Annotated in this window: 4 protein-coding genes; 3 read left to right on the forward strand and 1 reads right to left on the reverse strand. The window is 69.6% G+C overall.

Annotated features, from left to right (window positions below; all coding sequences use genetic code 11):
* Positions 1–481 precede the first annotated feature (481 nt).
* The 3 genes from A6A27_RS06260 to A6A27_RS06270 all read left to right on the forward strand — a co-directional run bounded on the left by A6A27_RS06260 (position 482) and on the right by A6A27_RS06270 (position 4,241).
* Positions 482–1,435, forward strand: coding sequence for a hypothetical protein (locus A6A27_RS06260; RefSeq protein WP_241825099.1), 954 nt, complete (start codon positions 482–484; stop codon positions 1,433–1,435).
* Positions 1,436–2,308: 873 nt separating this feature from the next.
* Positions 2,309–3,196 carry a hypothetical protein gene (locus A6A27_RS06265; protein WP_073833598.1) on the forward strand — a complete coding sequence of 296 codons (888 nt, stop codon included), beginning with the start codon at positions 2,309–2,311 and terminating at the stop codon, positions 3,194–3,196.
* A gap of 4 nt (positions 3,197–3,200) precedes the next feature.
* Entirely contained in the window at positions 3,201–4,241 is a 1,041-nt protein-coding gene (locus tag A6A27_RS06270) for a DNA methyltransferase (protein ID WP_073833599.1), read from the forward strand.
* Between the two features lie 67 nt (positions 4,242–4,308).
* On the opposite strand, the gene A6A27_RS06275 is transcribed toward A6A27_RS06270, so the two are convergent.
* Positions 4,309–5,250 carry a hypothetical protein gene (locus A6A27_RS06275; protein ID WP_143193914.1) on the reverse strand — a complete coding sequence of 314 codons (942 nt, stop codon included), beginning with the start codon at positions 5,248–5,250 and terminating at the stop codon, positions 4,309–4,311.
* Positions 5,251–5,950 lie beyond the last annotated feature (700 nt).

Here is a 5,950-nt window from a genome sequence, read left to right on the forward strand (position 1 = left end):
CAACCCACCTGAAACCCTTATTTACCAGGCTCTAAGGCGTCCTGGTGACGCTGACGCCGACGACGCCCGCGCGAGATCCGGCACCGGTGACATCATCGCCGTCGACCGATGCCACAGGTGCCGGGATGCGAGTCGTTGTGAGCGGCCATGGGCGGCGGTGAGTGTCACCTCCGGGCGATGGCATCGCCGTAGTGCTCCATCCGGCTGTCGACGGCGTTGCCATCTGCGACAGGCGGCATCAGCGCCTGGCCTGTGTCACAACCCAGCTCAACGACACTGACAAATCCGAACCCCAACGACACGAGTCGATGTCACGGGTTGCCTGTCAGAGACGATGCCACGAGTCCCGCACCGCACCCTACGGCCGTGGCCTGCGCTGTGAGGAGTTGTGTGACCGCCGTGGCCCAATCGGTGCCGCCGCGCCACCACGGCATCGCGGCCTTACCAATCAACGGTCATCTCCGACAGGGGGAGTTGTGACATGAGCGTGTCCGCCACCAACTGGCCAACCTCACCTCTCGCAGCCGCCGACGCCGCCTTCACCGCGCTGACCGGCGAGCCAACACCTCTGACGCTCAACCTAGACACCTGCGGCGTGCCCAGCGCAGCCGCGTCGGGTGTCATGACAATGCCGGCGCTGCGCGACTGGCTCCTGCGTCATCCTCAGGAATACGCGCTGCGTGACGGCGTGTGGCGAGAACTGGTCAACCGTGCCCGCCTGGACGGGCCGGCGTGGGTGATCGCCGCAGTCGGGATGGCCATGCCCGCACTGCGCCGCTACGCCGGCCAGTTGTGCGCCGGCTACGACGGCGACCCCGACGACATCGACGCTGAGATCCTCACTGGATTCCTCACCGCCCTGCGCGACCGCGTCGACCTGACCCAGGACGCACCGTACGCGGCGCTATGCCGGGCTGCCTGGCGCGCCGGGCGCCGGCTACGCCTGCAGACAGGCGAGTACACCTCGATCGCCGACGTCGACCACCTGCCCGACCCCCGCACCCCCAAGGTGCCCTACGGACATCCCGACGTGCTCGTGCGCCGCGCCGTCGGCCTGGGCATCCTCGACCCGGAAGACGAACAGCCCTACATCGACGTGCGGCTCGGGCGGCGCCCGATCGAGCCGATCGCCGCCGGACTCGGCATCACCGTCGACGCCCTACGCATGCGTCTGGGCCGCATCGACACCCGAATCGCCGACGCACTGCACAGGGGCCTGCTCACCGGCATCGCCTCCCCGCACGCCGCCGCAACCCTCGCGGCCCAAGCCGAACACCGAGCAGCCACTCGCGCCGGCCGGGCCACCACCGACCGATCACAGCCCCTGTCTGAGAGCCACGCTGAGCCAAGATCTCGGCATGGCGGTGAGCAGGGCTCACGGCAAGTCAGCTGCAACTGGCCCGACGGGCCACGGGTCGTAGCCGACTTGCCGTGAGCCGGTTAGCGCTTTATGGTCACCACCCCGGGCAGCGCCAGCAGCCAGCCACAGACACCGGCTCGGAGCCGCTCGGGCTCGCGGCGGTAACTGCGCCGAAGCCGATGAGCGCCGCGACAGCAAGAGCAGCTGTCAGCTTGATCATTCGCATTTTCCCTCCTCTCATAGATAGACACGTCGCTTGCACAACTACGGCGGTGGGGGGTGTCTCGTTCAACTTGGTCTCGCGCATGAGAAAGCTGCGCCTCATCGAGGAACAAGCAGGCCGCCTTCGGCGGCTCACTGCTGGGGCGGCTCCCCTTCGCTGCGCCGAGCCCGAGCGTGGCCGATCGCGTCAGCGGAAAGTCAGCGCAACGCGCGGCAACGGTTGGCAAGGTCAGGCGCGTAACGGCAACACCAGCGCGTTCACCACCGCTGGTTAGGCCGCGCAGATGTTCGAGCGTGGCGCGGCACGCCTTCTCAAGGCGGTAGCGCCGGTTCGTCTCGCCGTCACACAACGCCCTCGGCTGGCTACCCGACGGTCTCTGAGGCGCGGCCGGCATCGCCACGCTGATCACCGCCGCTGGCGCTCGCCGCACCGGCACCCACAGGTACAGCCAGGGCGGTCCGGCCCCCGCGACCGGCTCCAAGCTCGTACACCCCGTCCACGTCGGCGTCGAGCAGTTCGCCGCCGTACTCGATCCACAGCCACGTGCGACGCCTCACCAGCCCAGTAAGGCCATACCGCCGTTGACCTGCGATGTGAGCGCCACGACCGCGCCACTGTGAGCGCTTGCGAGTCGCTGTGAGAAGCGGGGGCGTTCGCCAGAGCACACAACCGCCGGTTTGGGGGGTGTCAGCGCACTACCCGCGCGGCGCGGAGCCGACATCGAGATGAGCGAGCACACGCCGCAGCACCACCACGACCCCGCCCACCCCGTCGACCCGCATGTCGACCCGACCCTCATCGACCTGGTGGCCGGTGACCCACCGGTCCCGGTCACTGTATGGCGCACCGCCCACACCGAAGCCGACACCGGCCGCGCGATCGGCGCCCGGCTGGCCTACCGGCTCGTGGCCGCCTACAGCCGCCCCGGCGACGCGGTCGTCGACCTCACCACAGACCACGCCCTCACCACCGCCTGCACCGCAGGCGGGCGCCGGCACCACCCCGGCTGGTTCACCGACGCGTCCAGCCTGATCATCGGCCAGGCGACCCCGCCGCCCCACACCGACCCGGCCGCCCAGGCCGACGACGACCTGCCGGACACGGGCGCCTGGTTCGGTGACGACCTCACCGACGCCGACCTGCCCCCGTCCAGCAACCCGGCTGTCCCTGTGCCCGACGGCGCGTCCCTGGCGGAGGCGACCAGCCTGGTCGTGGCCTGCTGGCCCCTCGACACCGCCGACGCGACCAACCGCATCCGACTGGCGTGGCTGTTGACCGCGTGCGAGCGGCTGCTGCGCCCCGGCGGCTGCCTGATCCTCGTCGTCACCGCTCCCGCGAGCCCGGCCGCCCCGGAGGACTTCACCCCCGTCGTGCAGGCGGCCGCCGACGTCGGGCTGGGCTACCTGCAGCACATCGTCGCCGTCACCGCCGACGCGTGCGGCGACGCGTTCGTCTACCACGTCACCGACGAGGAAATCCTCGCCCTCGCCACGCAGGCCGAGCAGCCGTGGACGGCGGCGCACCTACGGGTACACGCGGACCTGCTGATCTTCAGCGCACAGGCGCCGGCCCCCCAACCGAACCCACGCTCGGGAGGCGATCGCCGTGGCTGAGCACATGCCCTTCCCCGCCGACCCGAACCAGCCGGCCATCCCAGCCGAGAACACCCACCGCGGCCGGCGCCGCTTCTACGAGGGCCGCAACCGCGACACCGGCGGACGTCACCGCGCGCCGGGCGGGCCGGAGAGCCTGTCGGTGTGGGCTACCGCCCAGCGGACCGGGCCGGTGCAGCGCCGCGGCCGGTACGTGCCCGAGTCGGTCAAGCACCCAGCGCGGATGCTGCCCGCGATCGCCGCCCACGCCATCGCCGCCTACACCCAGCCCGGGGACCTGGTCCTCGATCCGATGTGCGGGATCGGCACCACCCTTGTCGAAGCGATCCACGCGGGCCGCGACGCGATCGGGGTGGAGTACGAGCCGCGATGGTCGAACATCGCCGACGCCAACATCACCCACGCGCAGCAGCAGGGCGCCGGCGGCCGGGCCTCCGTGGTCCGCGGCGACGCCACCCGCCTGCGATCGCTGCTGCCCGCCGCACTCACCGGGCACGTCGCCCTCGTCGTTACCTCACCGCCGTACGGGCCCACCGTCCACGGCCTCGTCCGACCCGGCGCTGACGGAGTGGCGAAGTTCGACAACGCCTACAACGACGGCACCGACAAGGGAAACCTCGCCTACCGCGACCTCACCGGCCTCACCGACGGGTTCGAGCAGATCCTGTCCGGCTGCGCGACGCTGCTGCGCCCCGGCGGCACCATCGTGGTCACCGCCCGCCCCTGGCGCAAGAACGGTCAGCTCGTCGACCTGCCCAGCGCGGTCATCGCCGCCGGCGTCCGCGCGGGCCTCACCCCGACCGAGCGGTGCGTCGCCCTCCTCGCCGCCGTCCGCGACGGGCGGCTCGTTGCCCGCCCCTCGTTCTTCCAACTTCAAGCCGTGCGCAGAGCCCGCAGTGCCGGCACCCCACTGCACCTGATCACACACGAAGACGTGTTGATCTTCCAGCGACCGCAGATTTCCGATAGTTCGGACGAACCCACGTGTTCAACACCGGAACCGAAGGAATTCGGGGTTGATTCCGGTGCATGGATCCGGGGTTGATGAGAATTCGGCAGCCGGATTCGCGGCCACCGACAATGACGTGACGCCGCGCCTGTTCTAGACAGTTCTAGACATACGTACTCAGCAGCTCGTGGAAGGCCGCACGTTCCTCCTTGAGGTCGACTGGCCTGCCTGCCAGCTCAGCCAGGAGTTCCGGCAAGTGCCACGTCGTCAGGTGCGCATAGCGGGCGTTGTAGACACCGACGGCGGCGATGGCGAACTCGTCGGAGAAGTCGAGCAGCACGTAGCCGAGCAGCTGCATGATGGTCGGTGCCTCCAGCGAGGATCGTCGCGTTCCGTCGCGGCGCTTGCTGCCGAGGCTCGTCTTAAGCTCGAGGAGTAGGCCGGCGGCGATCAGGTCGGCGTCGGCGTTCATCAGGGATGACCCGGCGAAGGTTGGTCCGACCGCCCAGGCGCCATGTCGTGCCGCCAGGGCCGGCAGGAGGATTCGATCTGCGGAGGCGCGCAGAGCCCGGAGCTCCTCGACGGCTTCGGGCGATGCGAGATCAAGTAGCTTTTCGGCCGTGATGGACCTTGGAGCCAAGGCCATCAAGGGGGATCCCGGCGTGGGACCGACCCGGTACAGGTCGGTTAGCAGCGCCAGCGCCCAGCAAGCACGGGCGAGGAGCTGATGGTCGGCTTCGCTGCCTGCGACCGGCCCGCTGAACCGGGCGGTCCCCACGCTGCCGCTGCCGTCCCTGTCCGGGTAGTCAAGCATGAGCGCCAGTTCGTGGACCGCCTGCCGTACACGGGGTATGCGCACGCCGATCAGCGCCAAGCGTAGGTCTGGGCGCGGATGCACCATGAAGCGCACCATCCAGTCGAACGCGGAGCCGATGGTTGCGGGGTTTGCGGGACCGCCGGGTATGGCAAGGGGGCCGGCGGATTCCCGATACCGTGCCTGGAGGTCCTGCCACCGGCCGAACCGCTCCTGAATGAACGACCTTGCCGGCGAGTTCCTCGCGCTCAGCACGGCGGTCAGAGATGTCCGTCCACTGACCACAGTCATGCTTGAACCGGCTTGTGCTTCCAAAGCGGCCTTCCGCCGACGTCCACCATGTGCGAACGCTAGCCAACCGGGGTGGCATTTGGGGCAATGGGTTGGACCGCCGGTGAAGGGAGGACCAACGCCGCTGCTGCTGACGATGCGGGCACCACCAACAGCAGCCGCGCGTACATCAAGGCCGACCTGAATGCCGTCGCGACTGCCCTCGCCGCCATGACCGGCGAACCACACCCCCTTGCCCGGCGGCAGACTGTGAGGGGCGGCGACAGGGCGGGCGACGACGGGAACCAGGGCGGCGATAAGGAGCAGCTTGGCAAACCAGTGCAGGGCGCCCCGGCCGACGTCAGGGTGGAACCCGATCTCCCGTGTGGCACCACCAGGCCACGACGCGTCCCCCGAAGGCGAGCGGCAGCGCGAGCCAGGCCACGGTCCCGCCTTCCGCTCGGTGCGGCGGTCGTCAGCTCAACCAGCGCCTTGGACCGTTCGACGGTGGCGGGCAGAGGTGAGCAGTCGCCGCAGTGCTCACCTCGCCTGGCTTCCACGCCTCCATTGACCGCTATCCAGCGATAACTCGGGCGGCGATGGGTCCGCCACGATCAGCCCAAGGCGCTGTCAGCCGGTGCCTTCTGCCGCGCCATCTGGCGTGAATGCACCCTCCGCATCGCCTGCTTCTAGCCTCGGTCTTTCATTTGGGCGGCGGTTC

Source organism: Micromonospora sp. CB01531 (assembly GCF_001905095.1).
Taxonomy (GTDB): domain Bacteria; phylum Actinomycetota; class Actinomycetes; order Mycobacteriales; family Micromonosporaceae; genus Micromonospora.